Raw genomic sequence first — 17,815 nt, 5'->3', positions numbered from 1 at the left:
AAAGGGCACGTCCGCCGTATCAAGCCACAAAAAGGGCGTCTGCCGCGCTTGGCGGCAGACGCCCGGGTGATGGCTCATTGCATGCGCGCCGCAATGTTGCAGCGCTTTTCACGCTACAAGTGAGCGCGGCGTGTCGGCTGCGCGTTCACGCCTTCTTGTTATATGCACTGCACCAACCCTTGGATGCGACCTGCTTGCCGGCGAACATCGGGCACGGCGCATATGGGTCTGTCGCCTTGCCCTGATAGAAGCTGCAATTGCCGCAGTCCTGGCCCGGCGCGTATTTGGCGAACTTCGCCTTGTCGACCTTGCTGGCGTCTTCCTTGTAGCCGAGCGCTTGCGCGGTCGGATCGCTTTCGGCGACCTTCGGCGCGTCGGCGAACGCCTGGCGGGACAGCGCGAGCGACGAGGCAACACCGATACTGGTGATCAAAAACGTACGACGGGAAGCTTTCATGGGGACTCACTCCGTTTATATTGAACTGATCGCCGTTCTATCGACAGCGGTCCCCAAGCATAGCAATGAAGCCGCCGTGCGTGACGGCTCAAATGATAGAGATAAGCGAATCGGTACGAATTGGCGCAGCGTGGCGTGAAGACGTAGCGGCCCTGCTCACGCGCGCCCGCTCAACTCGCAGACCCGTTGCGCGATCGCGAGCGAAGCAGTCAGTCCCGGCGATTCGATGCCGAACAGATTGACGAGTCCGCGCACGCCATGCGCGGCAGGCCCCTGAATCACGAAGTCGGCAGCAGGTTCGCCCGGACCCGACAGCTTTGGACGGATGCCTGCATAGGCGGGCTGCAACGCATTGTCGGGAAGCGCGGGCCAGTAGGCGCGGATCGCCGCGTAGAAAGATTCGGCGCGTCGCGGATCGACGTCGTAGTTGATTGCATCGACCCATTCGACGTCGGGACCAAAACGCGCCTGGCCGCCCAGGTCGATCGTCAGATGCACGCCGAGTCCCGCTTCGTTGGGCATCGGATAAATCAGCCGGCTGAACGGCGCGCGCCCCGAGATACCGAAATAGTTGCCGCGCGCGAGATAAAGCGGCGGCACGTGGCGCGCGTCGAGTCCGCGGATCTTGCGGGCCAGCGCGTTCGCGTGCAGGCCGGCGCTGTTGATCACGCAAGCCGAACTGATGGTGGTGGGCGCGTCGCCGCCCACTTTGATGATGAAGCGGCCATTACTCGCTTCGATCGCCTCCACAGGCGAGTGAAACGCGAACACCGCGCCATCGCGTTCAGCGTCGCCTTGCAACGCGAGCATCAGCTGATGACTGTCGACAATGCCCGTCTGCGGCGAGAACACCGCCGCGACACATTCGAGCGCAGGTTCTAGCGCCTGTGCCTGGTCGCCGGTAATACGCATCAGGTCGAGCACGCCGTTCTCCCGGCCCTTGTTCATGATGCTTTCCAGTTGCGGGATCTGATTATGCGACGTCGCTACAAGTAGCTTGCCGCAGCGCGAATGCGGCACGTTATGCTCGACACAGTAGTCGTAGAGCATCTCGCGCCCCCGCACGCACAGCGTTGCCTTGAGCGAGCCGCGCGGATAGTAGATGCCCGCGTGAATCACTTCGCTGTTGCGCGAACTCGTACCTACGCCGATGGCCTCGGCCGCTTCCAGCACGATCACTTCTCGCCCGCGCGCCGCCAGGGCGCGCGCCACCGCGAGCCCGACCACGCCCGCGCCGATCACGACACATTCGATTTGGTCCATGTCCCTCGACGCAGCCGACTTCGCCGCGCGCCGCCTCATTCACCAATATAGATGACGCCAGCATGCAGCCATCGAACGTCTTACACCGCTCGCTGGCGAACGCACTGCCGTTTCGCAACCTGCTGCGTGGAATTGTACGACGCCGCACAGAGCTCGATGCCCTCCGCCGTTTCCGGGCGGCGGGATCGCGGGCATCGGCGCTCTGACTTGCGCGCAAGGAGCGAACATGAGCCCTCAGAAACCGATGGGTCTGCGACGGTTGCCGTAGTCGAGCCGGATGTCGCCGCCGCCGATCTCGTCGCGCCCGTCGATCCGCGCGGCGCCGAAGCCGTTCAGAATCGCGCGACGCATTTCGCGAGGCGACGCATTCTTCAGCGCCTCCAAGGCGCCATCTCCGAGTTGTTCCGGAAAACGCAGACCCCAGTTGTGTGCGCCGCGAATTTCCGCGTAAATGGATTGCGCGATGCGGCGCGCGCCGTCGCGGTCCGGCGGCGGAATCTCATACACGTTCATCCGGTTCATGATCGGCTCTGGAATCGAGCGCTCGTCGTTGGCTGTGGCGATCCAGATCACATGGCCGGCGTTGATGGGAATTTCGGCGAATTCATCGATGAAAGTCTGCGCCGTGTCATGCTCCAGCAACGCGTACAGCGCGCCGAGCGGATCGTATTGCGAGTCGCCGGTGGCCTTGTCGATTTCGTCGACCGTGATGACAGGGTTTGCATAGCTGCCGTTCACGAGCGCGTCGAACACCTTGCCCGGTTTCGCATTTTTCCATTGCGACGACGCACCGGAAAGAATCCACCCAGCCGTCAACGAACTCATGGCGACGTAATGGTAAGCCGTGCCGAGCAGGCGCGCTAACTGCTTCGCGAAATGCGTCTTGCCGATGCCGGGGTCGCCGAGCAGCAGAATCGGCATCAGTTCGAGCCGGTCTTCCGTCTCGAGACAGAGGGCGACCTGCTTGCGAATGTCGTCGAGCGGGTCGGCGAAGTTCGGCAGTGCGTCGATCAGATCGTCGATCGACGGCATGCGGTTCGGCTTGACGCAGAAGCGCAAATTGCCGGTTTTCAGCATCTTTTCGTAGGTTGTGCGCAGCGCTTCGTTGGCACCTTCGCCGAGATCGTTCAGCGCGGTCTCGACCCGATCGAGGTCGTACACCTGACTGAACGATGCCACGGCGATTTCCTGTTTGACCATTGCTGTTGTCATTGCTCACCCCGTTCTGGCTGGCCCTGCTCGGCGGCACCCAAGGCGGGCGCCGTTTCAGGTTCAGTTTAACGAGGACAGATCGGCACGCAAGCCAGCAGTCGTGCGGCTCTGCTGCTAACGGCCGGTTGTTTGAGACGCGCGCGGGAAGCGCCGTCGGGATTATCGGCGCAACAGGAAATGCATTGTTGCCGAACCCGGCCCCGTTTAACCTGTCAGAAAAGCGTTCCGCTCATCAGGCGTAAGATGGCCATCTGACTACGCTGCCGGACGCAGTCACCGGAGATTTGCTTTATGTGGAAAACCAGTATCGTGGCCGTGCTGCTTGGCACTTCGTTGCTCGCACAGGCGCAACAACGGCCGCCGCAGCCGGTCGTGCAGTGGGAGCTGCAAGTACTACGCGACGGTCAGCAGATCGACGCGTTCGAGGGCACCACCACGGTCGGCCAGGCGCGCACGGATACGCATCACAAGGTGGTTCAGCATAACGTCGGCTGCAAGGACCAGCCGGCCGGCAGCATCGACCTCGCGCGGACGCTAACGGTGTCGCCGCTGCAGGCGGACAGTAACGAGGTCACGCTGTCCATCGAGGCGCAGGAAACTTTCGAGGACCCCGCCGCGCGGCAAACCGACACCGGCTGCAAACTGCCGCCGCAGCCGCGCCAGGTGAACGCGAGCCACCCGGGTCTGAAAGTGGCAGCGGGTCAATCGGCAAGCTGGACGATCGTCGCCAAAGATCCGACGCTGGTCTATCGCGTCCGCGCGAGCCTGACTAACGGGGCGACTGGAGCGGGAGGCACGAGTGCCGCAAGTGGCGCGAACGCCACGAACTGAGCGCCAAGTGAAGCGTTGAAAAGCGAAGGGTTGAAAAGCGACGCTGAAGAGCCAACCTGACCGTAGCGCGAACAACGCACGAATAATCAAAGCCCCGAAAACAGAACACGTGGATAACGCGGCATGCGAAACCCCGAAGAATTGATCCGCGAAAGCACAGCACCCAAAGATTTTGTGGCGGTGAGCTGGAACCTTCACAAAGGGCGAACACCGCTCGGCTTTCAAGCCTGGCAGGCCATGCAGCGCTGGGTTCAGTCGACCCAGGCCGACGCCTATTTCCTCCAGGAAGCAATGGCGCGGCGCATGCCGTCGCCGGTGCTGGGGAGCAGTTTCGGCGCACCGGTTGCCGATCCGCTAAGCGATGTGTGGCATTGCCAGGCGACCGAAATCGCGCGGGCGCTCCAGTTGGAAATCGCGCTCGGACCCAACGTGTTCAAGCCGTCCTGGCGGCACGGCAATGCGATCCTGTCGCCGCATCCGCTCGATCTCGGCGGACGCTGGGACATCTCCGCGCATCGCTTCGAAAAGCGCGGCTTGCTTGTCGCGCGCGCAACGTTCGGCGGACATTCTGTCACGTTGTTGTGCGCGCACCTTGCCCTCACGCGCTCGGCGCGCTTGCGTCAGATGAACTGGATCGCTCACTGGATCGCGAAGGAAGCGCCGGACGGCCCGCTCGTGTTGGCCGGCGACTTCAATGACTGGCGCAACGACTCGGTGCCGCTTTTCGGCGAACACGGCCTGCACGAAGTCGCCACGCTGCTTGGCGAATCCGGCCGCACCTTCCCGGCCTTCTCGCCGGCCCTCGCGCTGGACAAGATGTTTATCCGCGGCATGAAGCCGATCGAGTGGATCCAGCCGACGCAGGAGACCGCGTGGCTCTCGGATCATCTGCCCTACATGGCGCGGTTGCGCGTCGAATGACGGCGTGTGTATCGACGTTGCGGGGGCGGTGCGGCCGCTCCTTTTTATAGCGCGGTAGCGCGTAAAACGCTCCGGCAGACTCCACGCCCAAGCGGCTAGATTCGCTTGGGCGTCCACGTCACCGTGGCCGCGAGCTCTTCGCCCGGTTGCAGCACGCAGCCGCCCACATGCTCACGCGGGCCCGACGCGTTGAAGCAATCCGTCGTGTTCGTCACCGGCTCCACGCATAGCTGCGGGTCGTTGGCGGGCGCGAAAATCACCATATGGTCGAACGGCGCCTCGGCGGTCATCGTCAATTGACGGCGTTCGTCGGGCCATGCAATCGTCGCTTCGCGCGCCCAGTTTGCGAAGTTGTTGTCCAGATCGAAAGCATCCGGAGAGAGACCGTCGCCGCGCAACGCATCGACAGCCGGATGCGCGCCGAGATGCGTCGGCAGCACGTGAGCGTCGGCGTGCCACATCGCCTGTACATCGGCGTAGATCCGCGTTTGCCGCGTGCGCGGATAGTACGGATGATGTCCCATGCCGAATGGCATCGCCCGCCCGGCCAGGTTTTGCGCGGACAGCGTGATGCGCAACGCCTGATTGGTGAGTTCGATACGCTGCCGCGCGCGATAGCGGAACGGCCAATCGCCGGCAATGCGCGAGCCGGGTTCGTGCTCGAAATGCAGGTCCACCGAGTTTTGCGTCAGCGCGGCTACTTGCCACGGACGTCGCCATGCATTGCCATGCAGCGCGTGCGCAAAGCGCGGGTCGTTACCGCTGAGATCGACTGTAGCGCCATCGAATCCGAAGCGCGCATCGCGAATCCGGTTGCAATATGGAAAGAGCGGAAAGCTCGCCATGCGCAACGGGTCGTGCTCAGTGAATGCGGCATGCGAAGCGGGCCGCAGCCAGTGCATAGGACCGTTCGGCGTGCTCTCGTAGAAAGCAGCCAGCGCGCCGCCAATGGCAGGCGCGATTACGAGCCGTAGCGTGCCGGCCGTCAGCGTGACAAGCTGCGGCGCGATGGAAGGCTCGTCGAGCCAGGCAAGATCGGTTGCAGCGGGCTGCTTGGGATTGGTGGAAACGTCGGGCATGGTGAGAGCGAAAACATGGCATCGCGCGAAGACGGCGACAACGCGGACGCTGTTGGCGTCGATGTACCGCACTCTGCGCGGTCCGTGCGGATCGTAGGGTCCGCGCGTCGCAGAATCGCACGCCACGACGCCCCGGTCAATATTATTAGTAATAATCCAGGCCTCCGTGGCTGCACAACGTCCTGCCGCCTGCGCCTCATGTGACGGGTTAGCGCGCGTTGCCGCGTGCATATTATTAGTGGTACCGTCAGCACAGAATGTTCAGCATGTCTTCGCTTTAGCGCCGCTGCAGCGCGGCCCGCACAATGAAAAAATCGACTCAACGCCGTCCCACCATGACCGACATCGCCAAATTCACCGGCGTGTCGCAATCGACTGTCTCCCTGGTGCTCAACAACGCGACCGGCGCGAAGTTTTCCGAGAACACCCGCAAGAAGATTCTCAAGGCCGCGCACGACCTCGGCTACCGACTTTCGCCGCGCGCGCCGGTCGCGGCATCGAGCGACGAACGCAATCTGATCGTCTATCTCGCCGACGAAATCTCGACGAGCCCCCATCCGGTCGTCAATGTAGACGGCGCCCGCGACGCGGCCTACGCGAGCGGCAAGATGCTGGCGGTCTATTCGACGCACGGCAACGCCGACATCGAAAAGCAGGTACTCGACACGACGTTGTCGAACCCGCATGTGCTCGGCGTGATTTACGCGACCGTCTATACGCGCAAGGTGACGCCGCCAGCCGCGCTCTCCCGCGTGCCGACCGTGCTGCTCAACTGCTACACGGGCGACAGCGGCTTTTCGTCGGTGGTGCCGGCCGAAGTCGCGGGCGGTCATCTCGCCACCGAGTACCTGCTGCAAGCCGGACATCGGCGGATCGGCTATATCAACGGCGAGCCGTGGCAGGATGCGTCGAAAGACCGGCTCAAGGGTTATCGCACCGCGCTGGCAACGGCCGATCTGCCGTATGCGCCCGAACTCGTGCGCGACGGAGACTGGAGCTCCGGACTCGGCTTCGAACTGACGCTTTCGCTGATGCGCGAGCCTAATCCGCCATCAGCGATTTTCTGCGCGAACGACCTGACCGCGATCGGCGCAATCGAAGCGCTGAAGCAGCTCGGCCTACGCGTTCCAGAAGACGTCTCAGTGCTCGGTTACGACGACCAGGAGATCGCGCGCCACACGCATCCGCCGCTGTCCACGGTGGTGCTGCCGAACTACGAACTCGGACGTTGGGCTGTCGAAACCCTGCTTCAGGAAGAACACAACCGGGCGGCCGGCGCGCCGGTGCGGCATCGTGTGGTAAAGCTCGACGGACCGTTGGTCGAACGTGCGTCAGTGCGGGTAATTACCGAGGCGAAAAAGCCCATGACTAATATTATTAGTGATTGACCGATAATAATTCACGGTGAAATAATCGACGCGTCCGGTCGTGGCGAAGCTGTCGGGCGGCAGGAAAATCAAAAAGCAAAACACACCTCACCAGGTACTGGAGGAAGACATGGCGTTGCTAAACAAAGAGGCGCGCAGGAATGCGCGCACGCAGAAGATTCGTCCGCTGGCGGGTTCGCTGCTGGCTCTGGCAGTCGGTCTCGCCGCGGGTCTTGGTGCGATCGCGGCGCACGCGGACGACGCGCTGCCGAAACTGCCCGGCAAGACTCCACTCAAGGTCGGCTTCGCGCAGACCGAAAGCAATAACCCGTGGCGCCTCGCGGAAACACGCAGCTTCAAGGAAGTGGCCGCGAAATGCGGCTGGCAGCTCGTGATGACCGACGCGAACGGCTCCAACTCCAAGCAGGTGTCCGACATCCAGAGCATGATCGCGCAGCACGTCGATCTGCTGGTGTTCCCGCCGCGTGAAGAAAAGCCGCTTGCACCCGTCGTGCTGCAGGCGAAGAAGGCCGGCATTCCGGTGATTCTGGTCGACCGTAACGTCGATCAGTCGGTGGCGGTTGCAGGCCGCGACTACATCACGTTTATCGGCTCCGATTTCATCGATCAGGGTCATCGCGCCGCAGACTGGCTCATCAAGGCAACGGGCGGCAAGGCGAAGATCATCGAGCTCGAAGGCACTACCGGCGCGTCCGCAGCGAACGATCGCAAGAAGGGCTTCGACGAAATCATCGCGAAGAATCCGGGCATGACGATCATCGCGTCGCAAAGCGGCGACTTCGCGCGCGACAAGGGCCGTCAAGTAATGGAAACGTTGCTACAGGCCCATCCGGACGTCACCGCCGTCTACGCGCATAACGACGAAATGGCGCTCGGCGCGATCGCCGCAATCAAGGCGGCGGGCAAGCAGCCAGGCAAAGACATCCAGATCGTCACCATCGACGGCACCAAGGGTGGACTCGATGCAATTGCCGCCGGCGAACTGGGCGCGAGCGTCCAGTCGAGCCCGTTCTTCGGGCCGCTCGCCTGCGACGTCGCGCAGCGTTACGCGAAGGGTGAAAAGATCCCGACCTGGGTCAAGGTGTCGGACCGTTTCTACGACAAGAGCAACGTGCAGCAGAGCATGCAATACGGTTATTGACGGTATTGCTGGCGAAGCTCGCCAACCAGGCAGCAAGAAGTCTCCGCCTTGAAACAGTCTCCTCTGCAAGCGGATGACGGAAGGGTTCGAAGCGACGCGCCCGTGAACCACGGACCGTCGCTTCGCTTTTATGCAGCGTAAGATGGGCAGGCGCAAAGCGTCGACCGCTGTACGCGCATCAGGAGGACACCTGTGACGCAATCCGGCACGCACACGCCACACTCCCCGCAGCCTTCGCAATCTCCAGCTACGCGTCCGCTATTACTCGAGATGCGGGACATCGGCATCAGCTTCGGTGGCGTGCCCGCGTTGCGCGGCGCGAATCTCAGCGTCGCGGCGGGCGAAGTGCATGCGCTGATCGGCCAGAACGGCGCAGGCAAATCAACCATGATCAAGATCCTGACCGGCGCCTATCGGCGCGGCTCGGGCAGCGTGCGCTTCGAGGGTCGCGAAGTCGATTTCCGCACACCGAAGCAGGCGCGCGAAGCCGGCATCAGCACGATCTATCAGGAGATCAACCTGGTACCGTTCCGCTCGGTGGCCGAGAACATTTTTCTTGGCCGCGAGCCCCGCCGCTTCGGTCTGATCGATTGGCGCACGGTGCAGCATCGCGCCGCCGCACTGCTCGACTCGTTTGGCTTGCATATCGATGTGAAGAAACCGGTGGGCCGCTATTCGACCGCGATCCAGCAGATGGTGGCGCTCGCGCGCGCCGTTTCCTCCGACGCGAAGATGGTCATCATGGACGAATCCACTTCGTCGCTCGACGAACGCGAAGTGGAGTTGCTGTTCACCGTGGTGCGCAAGCTGCGCGACGACGGGCGTGCGGTGATCTTCGTGTCGCATCGGCTGGACGAACTGTATGCGCTATGCGACCGCGTCACTGTGATGCGCGACGGCCAGACGGTCGCGCAAAGCACGATGGCTGAGATGGACAAGCTGCAACTCGTGACAACGATGCTCGGCCGTACGCTCGCTGCCGTCGTCCACGACGATCCCGCGGCACGCGAAGCGAATCTCGCGCGACGCGGCAAGCAGGCCATCGCCGCGCGCGATCTGGGCGCGCGTCCGAAAGTGAGCGACGTCTCGCTCGAAGTCCATGCGGGCGAAGCCGTGGGTCTGGCGGGCCTGCTCGGTTCAGGGCGTACCGAAACCATGCGACTGATGTTCGGCGCGGATCCGCTGGAACGCGGGTCGGTCTCGATCGACGGTGCAACGGTGACGCTGAAATCGCCGCAAGACGCGATCGCGCGCGGTCTCGCTTATCTAACCGAAGACCGCAAGGCCGAAGGCATCGTTTCGGAACTATCGGTGCGCGACAACCTCACGCTCGTCTGTCTGCGCACGCTGACGAGAAACGGCATCGTCGATGTGAAGAAGCAGCAGGCGATTGTCGACCGCTTCATTGCGTCGCTCGGCATCAAGCTGCGCTCCGCCGATCAACCGATCCGCGAACTCTCGGGCGGCAATCAACAGAAGGTGCTGCTTGCGCGTTGGCTCGCCGCCGAGCCGTCGCTCCTGCTGCTCGACGAACCGACGCGCGGCATCGACGTGGGTGCGAAGGCGGACGTCGCGAAGATCGTGCGCGAATTGCGCGACGCGGGACTCGCCGTGCTCATGTCCGCTTCGGAGCTGGAAGAGCTGACGGCGGTGGCCGACCGTGCGGTCGTGATCCGCGACGGCCGGACCGTCGCGGAACTGAACGGCGCCGAGATGAGCGAGAGCGCGATCATGGACGCGATCGCCTACGGCGGCGACAGCAGTTCGCAGCTGGCCGAAGCGGCACAGACAGCGAATGCCGCACATATCGAAGACGCGCTGGAGGGCGACCGTCATGGTGTTTAAGCTGGACCCGGAGTCTTTGCAAAGCGAGCCGCAGGCGGGCCAGCAAGCCGGGCCGCAACCCGGCAGCGAAGCCGCGCCTCAGCAGGCAAGCTCGCCGGCAGATGCGCCGCGCGCTTCCCATGCCACCACCGTGCGCAACTGGCGGCGCCTCGCGATGCAACGAGAAGTGATCGTGCTGGTGGCGATGGTGCTGTTCAACCTGATCTTCACGCCGCATTTCTGGTCGCTGCAAACGTTCAACGTGAATCTCACGCAGGTGGTGACGATCGTGATCGTCGGCATCGGCATGACGCTCGTGGTCGCGACAGGCGGCATCGATCTGTCGGTCGGCGCGTCGATGGCCATCTCGGGCGCGCTCGCGCCGATGCTGTTCCTCAACATACCTGGACCTGGCGGCATCGCGCTGGCGTTTGTACTGCCGGTGCTGGCCGCGGCGTTGTGCGGTGTCTTCAACGGACTGCTGGTAACGAGGCTCGCCGTTCAACCAATTGTTGCGACGCTCGTGCTTTTCATTGCCGGACGCGGCATTGCGCAAGTCGTCACCGACGGCAGCCTGCAGGCTTTCAATACGCCGGCCTTCCAGTGGATCGCGCTCGGCAAGGTTGCGGGAGTGCCGTTCCAGGTGCTCCTCATGCTCGCGCTGGTGGTTGCATTCGCGTGGGTCGTGCGTAAGACACTGTTCGGCCAGTATTTGCTGATCACCGGCGGCAACGAGAAGGCGGCTTATCTGTCGGGCGTGCCGACGGCGAGCGTCAAGCTGATCGCCTACACGTTGTGTGCGGCGCTGGCGGGACTGGCCGGGCTGATTTCGATCTCCGTCAATTCTTCTTCGGATGCGAACGTGGTCGGGCTCGGCATCGAGCTCGATGCAATCGCAGCGGTCGCGGTGGGCGGCACGGCGCTGACGGGCGGCAAGGCGTTTATCGGCGGCACGCTGATCGGCGCGCTGATCATCCAGTTGCTGCGCTACACGTTGCTCGCGCACGGCATTCCCGATGCGGCCGCGCTGGTGGTGAAGGCCGGCATTATCGTCGCCGCCGTGTACGTGCAGCGGCGCTCGCGCTAACGCCAGGGACTTTATCGCGATGAAAAAGAATCTGCCTATCCTGCTCGCGCTGGTTGCGCTCGTCGTGCTCGGCCTCGTGCGCTACGAGCATTTCGCGTCGGCGTACAACATCACTTCCTTCTGGCGCTACAACTCGATGTTCGCGCTGATCTCGGTCGGCATGGCGTTCGTGATCATCACGGGCGGCATCGACCTGTCGGTGGGCACGGTCGCGGCCATGTCGAGCGTCGTGGCGGCAATGGCGAGCGCGCACGGCGGCTGGGTCGCCGTGGCCGCGGGTTGCGCGGCCGGGCTCGCCGCCGGCGTGCTGAATGGAGTCATCATCACGCGGCTGAAAATTCTGCCCTTCATCGTGACGCTCGCGACGAGCCTCGGCGCGCACGGCGTCGCGTTGCTGCTCGGCAAGAACGATGCAGTGTCGATCGCCTCGGATTCGAATTTCGCCAACTTCGGCCAAGGCGATCTGTTCGGCTTGCCGATTCCTGGGATGGTCGCCGTGTTGGTCGCCGTGGCCGGCTGGCTTGCGCTGCGCAGCACGCGCTTTGGGCGGCATTCGCTCGCCATCGGCGGAAGCGAGGAAGCGGCGCGCCTAATGGGTCTGAACGTGGACCGCACACTCGTGATGGCCTATGCGGTCAGCGGCCTGCTCGCCGGCATGGCGGGCGTGATCCTGGCCGCGCAGTTCGGCGCGGGGCAGCCGAACGAAGGTGTCGGCTGGGAGTTGTTCGCGATCTCCGCAGTGGTGCTCGGCGGCACACTGCTCACGGGCGGCGAAGGCTCGATTGCGATGACGATTGCCGGCGTGTTGCTGCTCGGCCTCGTGTTCAACCTGCTGAACTTCGAGAACGGCCTCGGGTTCATCAGCCTGTCGGCGTACTGGCAATCGGTGATTCGGGGCGTGTTTCTGCTGCTCGTGATCGTTTTGCAAGCCAGAGTGCTGAAGCAAAGGGGTAACAAGCGGATGGTGGCGCAGGTGCAGAGTTAGGCGGCGGCGACTGGATAGGGAGCGGCGGTGGTCTGGGCCGACGAGCCGGCGAGCTGGCGAGCCGCCGTCATCGTGCGTCGCCAGGCTGCTTTGCGCGGCTTTTTTCTGGCGCGTTTGCCTGCTTTATCGGCAGGGTCTATGCTGCGCCGCACGGCAGGTTTCGGTATCATCCCGAAAATGTTGGCCGCGCGGCGCACCTACCCGGCGCAAGCCGACAGCCAATGGCGACCGCCCTGCGCGGCTTTCGCCCATCGCCGTACCCGTGGTGAAGCGCGGCTGCAATCACGCCAGGTTTTTCCCGCCGCCGATCGCATTCAGACCCGGCGCGGGCGCTTCTAAACCAGTAATCCGCTTGACGACCGTGGGCTGATAACCGTCGCTCGCACCGCTGTATCGGCGCTCGCCGCAATGGTTTTGGCCGGGCTTCTGGCGGCGCTTGTCCCCGTATTTGTCGCGCCCGATCGCCGCGCCACGGCCCACCGGCTGCGGGCGCGGTAAAATAATGGATTGCGCGCACTTCCCGTTCGCGGGTGAGCGCAGCATCGCCCTTGCCGTGCCGGCCGGCTTGAACGACTGGCCGCCTTTGTTTTCGCACTATCCAAGAAGCCATGAGCAACCTCAATTCACAAACCGTCCTGAGCGTCCATCACTGGACCGATACGCTTTTCAGCTTCACCTGCACGCGCGATCCGTCGTTCCGTTTCGAAAACGGCCAGTTCACGATGGTGGGCCTCGAAGTCGACGGCAAGCCGCTGATCCGCGCTTACAGCCTCGCAAGTGCGAACTACGAAGAACATCTCGAATTCCTGAGCATCAAGGTGCAGGACGGCCCGCTCACGTCGCGTTTGCAGCACCTGAAGGTGGGCGACCAGGTGCTGATCGGCAAGAAGCCGGTCGGCACGCTGATGGCCGACAACCTGCTGCCGGGCAAGACGCTGTGGCTGTTGTCCACGGGCACGGGCCTCGCGCCGTTCATGTCGATCATCAAAGATCCGGACATTTACGACCGTTACGAGCGCGTGGTCCTCACGCACACGTGCCGTTTCGTCGACGAACTGGCGTACAAGGAATACATCACCGACCACCTGCCGGCGCACGAGCACCTCGGCGAACTGGTGCAGGAAAAGCTGCTGTATTACCCCACCGTCACGCGTGAGCCGTTCCAGAACCGCGGCCGCATCACCGAACTGATCGAAACCGAAAAGCTGTTCGCCGACCTCGGCGTGCCGGGCTTCTCGCTCGAAGACGACCGTGTGATGCTCTGCGGCAGCCCGCACATGCTGCGCGACACGCGCAAACTGCTCGACGACCTGGGCTTCCAGGAAGGCAGCAACAATGCGCCGGGCCATTACGTGGTCGAAAAAGCGTTCGTCGGTTAAGCGGATTTTTCGCGGCCCATGCCGCAAATCAAGGAAAGGAGCCTTCTGGCTCCTTTTTTTTTCGCCGTTACAATTCGGCGTCACAGATTTGACGTTATGTGTCGGATTTCTTCCTACAAAAACGCGCATGAAAGACGTCGACCACTGCGCTGATATTCGCGCCAACCCTTGGTGGGCCTGTATTTTTCCTATTTTTGAGATATGATCGCGGCGCACTGTCGGTTGATTTTGTTGTGGCTCATGGTACGTCCTACTTGTTACTGAATGTAAATTTCGTTACGTTTCCGGTAGTGAATTTGCCTGTCCGGCTTCTCTGATATGGCCCGTCAGCGATGGCCTGAGACCTTATGCGTTCTTTCGTTTTTGCGGCGTCGATGCGCCACTCTTTCGTTGTCCGCGCCGCTTCCTGAGAGAAAGTCATGGATACGCCGACTGTCGTCCGATTAACCGCCCATTCGTCAACCCCGTCGCTGCGCGACGGTTTCGGCGCGAGCGGTCTGACCGCTGCGTCGGCTGAGCGCGAACTGGCGCGGTTGCGCGCGCGAGTGCGCGAACTTTCCGCCGAACTCCTCAGGGCCCAGGAAGCGGCTTGCCGCCACGTTGCTCGCGAGCTGCACGACGGCGTGGGCGCCGAGTTGACCGCAACGCGCTTTGCACTCGTCGGCGTTGAAACGTGGTTACCCGCCGACGCTCCCGCACAATGCTCGGCCGCGCTCGCCGTCGCGAACCGCTCGCTCGACGCCGTCTGCACCGCGACGCGTCAAGCCGTGGCGGAGCTGCACGCGCCGGCGCTCGAAGCGGGCATCGTCGGCGCGCTCGCGCAATGGACCGGCGACTTCGCCGCCCGCACGCAGTTGCGCACGAGTTTCGTCTGCGCGGCCGACGTACGCCTCACGCGGCTACCCGCCGACGCGGCGCTGGCCGTGTTCCGCGTCGCGCAGGAGGCGCTAAACAACATCGCCAAACATGCACGCGCGCAATCCGCCGACGTACGCATCGAGACAAGCCGCCGCCATCTCACTCTGATCGTCTGCGACGACGGTATCGGCGTTTCGCGCAACGCCCAGCGGAGCAATGGCCATTTCGGATTGAGCGGAATGAAGGCGCGCTGCGCCGCCTTCGACGGCACGCTGCGCGTGACTGCACGGCGCGGCCAGAACGACAGCCCGCGCGGTGACAGCGGCGAAGGCTCGCGCGGCTCGCGCGTGCGTGCCCGCTTCGCGTGGGACGCGATGCTCGCCGATGCGCACGCCGGACTGCGCGCGGTGCAATCGTGAGCGAGCCGTCATGAGCCTGCGAATCCTGCTCGCCGACGATCACGCCGTGGTTCGCCAGGGCGTGCGTCAATTGCTGCTCGACCGCGGCGTGGCGCGCGAGGTCACCGAGGCGCAAACCGGCGCGGAAGCGCTCGACGCCGTCGCCAGCCAGAGCTACGACGTCGTGTTGCTCGACATTTCGCTGCCGGACATGAACGGCGTGGAAGTACTCAAGCGCCTGAAGCGCAAGGCGCCGCGCGTGGCGGTGCTGATGTTCTCGATGTACCGCGAGGACCAGTACGCGGTGCGGGCGCTGAAGGCCGGCGCGGCGGGCTATCTGTCGAAGACCGTCGACGCCGCGCAGATGATCGGCGCGATCCAGCAGGTCGCCGCGGGCCGCAAGTACGTGAGCCCGGCGATGGCGGAGGCGCTAGCCGATTACGTCTCTTTCGACGGCGAACAGCTGCCGCACGAAAAGCTCTCCGACCGTGAATACCAGACGCTGTGCATGCTCGCTTCGGGCAAACGGCTGACCGACATCGCCGAAGCACTGTCGCTGTCGGTGAAAACGGTGAGCGTGTACCGCACCCGTCTGCTCGAGAAAATGAAGCTGCGCAACAACGCGGAACTCACTTTCTACGTGATGAGCAACCGCCTCATCGATCTGAATCCGGCGATGGCGGGCTGAACTCCGGCCTGTCATCGCTTTTTCCGCTTCGTTATCGCTTCGTCGCCACCGCGCGACGTTAAGCAATTGAACACCGGCAAGGCCAGTTCAACAGCGCGTCCCAAAAAGGTGCATGCGGCGCGCATCCGCTAAAATTGCGGGTTTCCCCGACATTCGGCGCGCGACACGCGTGCACTACTGGAGACCCCCGCCAATGTCCCTCTTTCGCAAAAAGAGCGTCGAGCACATGATCGCGACGAGCGCTCAGAATGCCGGCCTGAAAAAAGCGCTCGGCGCGCTCGACCTGACGTTTCTCGGCGTCGGCGCCATCATCGGCACCGGCATTTTTGTGCTCACGGGCACGGGCGCGGTGCAGGCCGGCCCTGCGCTGATGGTCTCGTTTCTGATCGCCGCAGTCGCCTGCGGCTTTGCCGCGCTGGCCTATGCCGAGTTCGCGTCGACGATTCCGGTCGCGGGCTCCATCTACACCTATTCGTACGCGACGCTCGGCGAACTGGCCGCGTGGATCATCGGCTGGGACTTGATGCTCGAATATGGGCTCGCGACCTCAGCCGTGTCCGTCGGCTGGTCGGGGTATCTGCAATCGCTGCTATCCGGCTTTGGCGTTTCGCTGCCGGTCGCGCTCACGGCGGCGCCGGGCGCGCTGCCTGGCCACGAAACCCTCTTCAATCTGCCCGCGTTCCTCGTGATGATGGCGATCACCGCGCTGTTGTCGGTGGGCGTGCGCGAATCCGCGCGGATCAACAACATCATGGTCGCGATCAAGGTGGTCGTGGTGCTGCTGGTGATCGCCGTGGGCGTGTTTCACGTGACGCCGGCCAACTGGCATCCGTTCATGCCGAACGGCTGGAACGGCGTGTTCGGCGCGGCCGCGGTGATGTTCTTTGCGTTCATCGGCTTCGACTCGGTGTCGTCCGCCGCCGAAGAGGTGAAAAACCCGAAGCGCGACCTGCCCATCGGCATCATTGCGTCGCTCGGCGTGTGCGCGGTGTTGTACGTGGCGGTCGCGGCGGTCGTGACCGGTATCGTGCCGTCGGCGCAGTTCGCGAACATTTCACATCCGGTGTCGTACGCGTTGCAGGTGGCGGGTCAGAAGTGGGTGGCGGGCTTCATCGACCTTGGCGCGGTGCTGGGCATGCTCACCGTGATTCTCGTGATGGCTTACGGTGAGACCCGGGTGATCTTCGCGATGTCACGCGACGGCTTGCTGCCGGCGCGGCTTTCGCGCGTGCATCCGCGCTTTGCGACGCCGTTCTTCACCACATGGCTCGTCGGCATCTTCTTCGGGCTGATTGGGGCGTTGGTGCCGCTGAACGTGCTGGCTGAACTGATCAACATCGGCACGCTGGCAGCGTTCTCGATGGTGTCGATTGCGGTTCTCGTCTTGCGCAAGACGCATCCTGAATTGCCGCGGGCGTTCCGGTGCCCGGGTGTGCCGGTGGTGCCGGTACTCGCAGTCGCGTCGTGTGTGTTTTTGATGGCGAATCTGCAAGCGGTGACGTGGGTGGCTTTTGTAGTGTGGCTTCTGATTGGGATGGTGATTTATTTCGGGTACTCGCGTCGGCGGTCGCATTTGGCCAGGTAGCGGTTCGTTACCGAGGGCGGGCAAAAAACCCCTCATAGCGCGCCCGCCCGATTTGTGCTTTACTTTTCGGCAGACTCATAAAAACCGCAGCACCCTAATCGGGCCCACGAAGGCAGGCTGAAGGCAAAAACAAAACGGTCCGGTTTCACCCCATAAGGAGACGAACTTCATGGCGATCAGCATCAGTCTGACGGTGAACGGCGCGCCCATCAGCGCTTCAGTCGAGCCCGGCACCCTGCTTGTCCAGTTCCTTCGCGATCAACTCCGGCTCACCGGCACTCACGTCGGCTGCGATACGGCCCAATGCGGCGCATGCACCGTCCACCTCGACGGCCGCGCAATCAAATCATGCAACATCCTCGCGGCGCAAGCGGACGGCGCGCAGATCACCACCATTGAAGGCCTCGCCAAAGACGGCGCGCTGCATCCAATGCAAGCCGCTTTCAAACACTGTCACGGCCTGCAGTGCGGCTTCTGTACACCCGGCATGGTGATGAGCGCGATCTCGCTCGTGCAGCGTCAGCCAGATCTCACCGGCGAGGACGTCCGCGCGCAACTCGACGGCAACCTCTGCCGCTGCACTGGCTACCACAACATCGTCAAGGCAGTGCTCGAAGGCGCCGAAGGCATGAAGTCCTCTGGCACAGCCAACGCCACCGCAGATGCCGATGCGAATGCATCGGCAAACGCCAACGCAGCGGCCACCGCCTGAGGAGCCG

At 63.3% G+C, this 17,815-nt stretch carries 17 protein-coding genes; 12 read left to right on the top strand and 5 right to left on the bottom strand.

Translation table 11 applies throughout. The annotated features are described in order from the left end of the window. Window positions 1–145 precede the first annotated feature (145 nt). From RW095_RS35780 to RW095_RS35770, 3 genes are all read right to left on the bottom strand, one after another. Window positions 146–457 carry a high-potential iron-sulfur protein gene (locus tag RW095_RS35780; RefSeq protein WP_128586217.1) on the bottom strand — a complete coding sequence of 104 codons (312 nt, stop codon included), beginning with the start codon at window positions 455–457 and terminating at the stop codon, window positions 146–148. Between the two features lie 156 nt (window positions 458–613). After that, window positions 614–1,720, bottom strand: a complete 1,107-nt coding sequence (locus RW095_RS35775) for an NAD(P)/FAD-dependent oxidoreductase (protein WP_317020468.1) — start codon at window positions 1,718–1,720, stop codon at window positions 614–616. 234 nt (window positions 1,721–1,954) lie between these two features. Then, window positions 1,955–2,932, bottom strand: coding sequence for an AAA family ATPase (locus tag RW095_RS35770; RefSeq protein WP_317020467.1), 978 nt, complete (start codon window positions 2,930–2,932; stop codon window positions 1,955–1,957). A gap of 291 nt (window positions 2,933–3,223) precedes the next feature. Here RW095_RS35770 and RW095_RS35765 point away from each other — a divergent pair, with 291 nt between their 5' ends. Both RW095_RS35765 and RW095_RS35760 read left to right on the top strand, forming a co-directional pair. Continuing rightward, window positions 3,224–3,763 (top strand): hypothetical protein, encoded by a 540-nt coding sequence (locus RW095_RS35765; protein ID WP_317020466.1) that lies wholly within the window; start codon window positions 3,224–3,226, stop codon window positions 3,761–3,763. Between the two features lie 123 nt (window positions 3,764–3,886). After that, the gene (locus RW095_RS35760) at window positions 3,887–4,684 is read left to right on the top strand and encodes an endonuclease/exonuclease/phosphatase family protein (RefSeq protein ID WP_317020465.1); all 798 of its coding nucleotides are present in this window, start codon (window positions 3,887–3,889) and stop codon (window positions 4,682–4,684) included. A gap of 95 nt (window positions 4,685–4,779) precedes the next feature. On the opposite strand, the gene RW095_RS35755 is transcribed toward RW095_RS35760, so the two are convergent. Then, window positions 4,780–5,763, bottom strand: a complete 984-nt coding sequence (locus RW095_RS35755) for an aldose 1-epimerase (protein ID WP_317020464.1) — start codon at window positions 5,761–5,763, stop codon at window positions 4,780–4,782. Window positions 5,764–6,098: 335 nt separating this feature from the next. Between RW095_RS35755 and RW095_RS35750 the strand changes: the two genes are divergently transcribed. From RW095_RS35750 to RW095_RS35730, 5 genes are all read left to right on the top strand, one after another. After that, window positions 6,099–7,151, top strand: a complete 1,053-nt coding sequence (locus RW095_RS35750; RefSeq protein ID WP_128586222.1) for a LacI family DNA-binding transcriptional regulator — start codon at window positions 6,099–6,101, stop codon at window positions 7,149–7,151. A gap of 109 nt (window positions 7,152–7,260) precedes the next feature. Further along, the gene (locus tag RW095_RS35745; protein ID WP_317020463.1) at window positions 7,261–8,292 is read left to right on the top strand and encodes an ABC transporter substrate-binding protein; all 1,032 of its coding nucleotides are present in this window, start codon (window positions 7,261–7,263) and stop codon (window positions 8,290–8,292) included. A 192-nt stretch (window positions 8,293–8,484) separates the two neighbouring features. Further along, a complete protein-coding gene (locus RW095_RS35740) occupies window positions 8,485–10,137 on the top strand; it encodes a sugar ABC transporter ATP-binding protein (protein ID WP_317020462.1) in 1,653 nt (550 codons plus the stop codon). After that, window positions 10,127–11,203, top strand: coding sequence for an ABC transporter permease (locus RW095_RS35735; RefSeq protein WP_317020461.1), 1,077 nt, complete (start codon window positions 10,127–10,129; stop codon window positions 11,201–11,203). Before RW095_RS35740 ends, RW095_RS35735 begins: the two co-directional genes overlap by 11 nt. 19 nt (window positions 11,204–11,222) lie before the next feature. Continuing rightward, on the top strand, window positions 11,223–12,188 hold the full coding sequence (locus RW095_RS35730; protein WP_317020460.1) for an ABC transporter permease: 966 nt from the start codon (window positions 11,223–11,225) through the stop codon (window positions 12,186–12,188). 282 nt (window positions 12,189–12,470) lie between these two features. Here RW095_RS35730 and RW095_RS35725 read toward each other — a convergent pair whose 3' ends face one another. Further along, window positions 12,471–12,731, bottom strand: a complete 261-nt coding sequence (locus RW095_RS35725; RefSeq protein ID WP_317020459.1) for a hypothetical protein — start codon at window positions 12,729–12,731, stop codon at window positions 12,471–12,473. Between the two features lie 65 nt (window positions 12,732–12,796). On the opposite strand from RW095_RS35725, the gene RW095_RS35720 reads away from it, so the two are divergent. The 5 genes from RW095_RS35720 to RW095_RS35700 all read left to right on the top strand — a co-directional run bounded on the left by RW095_RS35720 (window position 12,797) and on the right by RW095_RS35700 (window position 17,808). Beyond that, the gene (locus RW095_RS35720; RefSeq protein ID WP_020067214.1) at window positions 12,797–13,567 is read left to right on the top strand and encodes a ferredoxin--NADP reductase; all 771 of its coding nucleotides are present in this window, start codon (window positions 12,797–12,799) and stop codon (window positions 13,565–13,567) included. A gap of 419 nt (window positions 13,568–13,986) precedes the next feature. After that, entirely contained in the window at window positions 13,987–14,844 is an 858-nt protein-coding gene (locus RW095_RS35715; protein WP_317020458.1) for a sensor histidine kinase, read from the top strand. A 10-nt stretch (window positions 14,845–14,854) separates the two neighbouring features. Next, window positions 14,855–15,511 (top strand): response regulator transcription factor RqpR, encoded by a 657-nt coding sequence (rqpR, locus tag RW095_RS35710; protein ID WP_317020457.1) that lies wholly within the window; start codon window positions 14,855–14,857, stop codon window positions 15,509–15,511. A gap of 193 nt (window positions 15,512–15,704) precedes the next feature. Then, window positions 15,705–17,096, top strand: a complete 1,392-nt coding sequence (locus RW095_RS35705; RefSeq protein ID WP_317020456.1) for an amino acid permease — start codon at window positions 15,705–15,707, stop codon at window positions 17,094–17,096. A gap of 169 nt (window positions 17,097–17,265) precedes the next feature. After that, window positions 17,266–17,808, top strand: coding sequence for a (2Fe-2S)-binding protein (locus tag RW095_RS35700; protein WP_317020455.1), 543 nt, complete (start codon window positions 17,266–17,268; stop codon window positions 17,806–17,808). Window positions 17,809–17,815 lie beyond the last annotated feature (7 nt).

The sequence above is a fragment of the Paraburkholderia kirstenboschensis genome (assembly GCF_032806925.1).
GTDB lineage: Bacteria > Pseudomonadota > Gammaproteobacteria > Burkholderiales > Burkholderiaceae > Paraburkholderia > Paraburkholderia kirstenboschensis.
The sequence above is the reverse complement of the archived record's forward strand: the minus strand, read 5'-3'. Positions and strand labels throughout refer to the sequence as shown.